The following is a 2,209-nucleotide window of genomic DNA, read 5'->3' as shown; positions in this document are numbered from 1 at the left end:
ACGATGACGATTGCTGCTGTGGACATGACCACCATCATGAGCACGAAGAACCGCTGCAGCGTTCTGCAACGACCGGCGGCACGACAAAGATTTATCATCTGGAGAATCTGGATTGTGCGAACTGCGGCGCAAAGATTGAAAGCCGCATTAACGCCATGGAAGGCGTGTCGGATGCTGTTTTGACCTTTGCAACCATGCAGCTGCGCGTCACGGCACCGGATCATACCGGTCTGGCAGAAAAAATGGTACAGACCGCCCGTGCGGTAGAACCGGATATTCAGATTATCCCGCCGGAAGAGGCGAAAAAAGCACCGAAAAAAGACGACGGCAACAAGAAAGATATTGTTCAGCTGATTCTCGGTGCGGTGTGCATGGCAATTGGCCTTGCACTGAGCCATTTCGGCGCACCGATGCCCGCTTATTTGGCCGTGTATCTGATTGGCTATGTGATTCTTGGCAGAGAAGTCGTTTGGACAGCAGTCCGCAATTTGACAAGCGGCCATGTCTTTGACGAAAACTTCTTGATGTCTGTGGCAACCATTGGCGCGTTCTGCGTTGGCGATTTTGCAGAAGCTGTCGGCGTTATGCTGTTCTTCCAGGTTGGCGAGCTGTTCGAGCATATTGCTGTCGAGAAGAGCCGCAGTCAGATTATGGAGGCTGTCGATCTCCGACCGGAGACCGTGCAGTGGGAGCATGACGGCAAGATCGAGACGATTCCGGCAGAAGAAGCCGAAGTTGAAGATATTTTGGTTGTTCGCCCGGGCGACCGCGTGCCGCTGGATGGCGTTGTAGTAGAGGGCGAGAGCTTTTTGGATACCTCTGCTGTCACCGGTGAACCGGTTCCGATTCATGTCCAGAAGGGCGATGAGCTGATTAGCGGCTGTGTCAATGCCTCTGGCTTGCTGCGGATGAAAGTGAGCAGACCGCTTTCTGAGTCCATGGTAACCCGTATTCTGGATGCTGTAGAAAATGCAGCGGCGAGCAAGCCGAAAATTGACCGCTTTATCACGAAGTTTGCACGCGTCTATACCCCGATTGTCGTTGCCATTGCTGTTCTGACCGCAGTGATTCCGTCTTTGGTAACCGGCAACTGGATGCATTGGATTTACACCGCATTGACGTTCTTGGTTATCAGCTGCCCGTGCGCACTGGTGCTCAGCGTTCCGCTGGCATTCTTTGCGGGCATCGGCACAGCGTCCAAGAGCAATATTCTGTTCAAGGGCGGCGTTTCGCTGGAAGCACTGGCTGATGTCAAGGCAGTTGCCCTGGATAAGACCGGTACCATCACCAAGGGTACGTTTACCGTAACCGCTTTGGAACCGGCAGAGGGAATGAGTGAACAGGAGCTGCTTGAGCTGGCAGCAGCTTGTGAGACCTCCTCGACGCATCCGATTGGCGTCAGCATTGTATCTGCTGCCAAGGAGCGCGGTCTGGACGTTCCGCAGCCGCATGACATCAAGGAAGTTGCCGGTCATGGCATTTGTGCGGATGTGAATGGTGTACAGCTGCTGTGCGGCGGCAAGAAGCTCATGGACAGCTATCAGGTTAACCTGCCGCAGCTTCCGGCAGTTGGCGGCGCAACCATCATTTATCTGGCGCGTGATGGAAAATTTGCCGGACGCATCTGCATTTCGGATACCATCAAGGAAGATGCCGCTGCTGCTCTGGCAAAGATGAAGCAGCAGGGCGTTGTGTCCGCAATGCTGACCGGCGATGCGCAGGAGAGCGCAGAGGCGATTGCCGCAGAGGCTGGCGTACAAGATATTCATGCACAGCTTCTGCCGCAGGATAAGGTCAGCTGCCTGCAGAACATTCGAGAAAAATACGGTCCGGTTATGTTTGTCGGTGACGGCATCAACGATGCACCGGTACTCGCTGGCGCGGATGTCGGTGCGGCAATGGGAACCGGCGCAGATGCAGCGATTGAAGCGGCAGATGTCGTATTTATGACCGGTGAGCTGTCTGCGATTCCGAAGGCGATTGCGCTGGCGAGAAAGACCGCTCGCATTGCGAAGGAAAACATCGTCTTTGCTTTGGTTATCAAGATTGCCGTCATGGTACTCGGCCTACTGGGCATTGCGTCCATGTGGTTGGCTGTCTTTGCGGATACCGGTGTTGCCATTCTGTGTGTTCTCAACTCGATTCGCACGCTTTACAGCAAACAATAAAAGATTTTTTTAGACCGTCGGGCGCAGGCTCGGCGGTCTTT

General features: G+C 54.3%; 1 protein-coding gene. It reads left to right on the top strand.

The annotated features are described in order from the left end of the window. Positions 1-2,168, top strand: a 2,168-nt coding sequence (locus ACR0P9_RS11340; protein WP_432620219.1) for a heavy metal translocating P-type ATPase, incomplete at its 5' end; no start/stop codon positions are given. Positions 2,169-2,209 lie beyond the last annotated feature (41 nt).

Source organism: Butyricicoccus sp., from assembly GCF_050872565.1.
Classification (GTDB): Bacteria; Bacillota; Clostridia; order Oscillospirales; family Butyricicoccaceae; genus Butyricicoccus_A.
The sequence above is the reverse complement of the archived record's forward strand: the minus strand, read 5'-3'. Positions and strand labels throughout refer to the sequence as shown.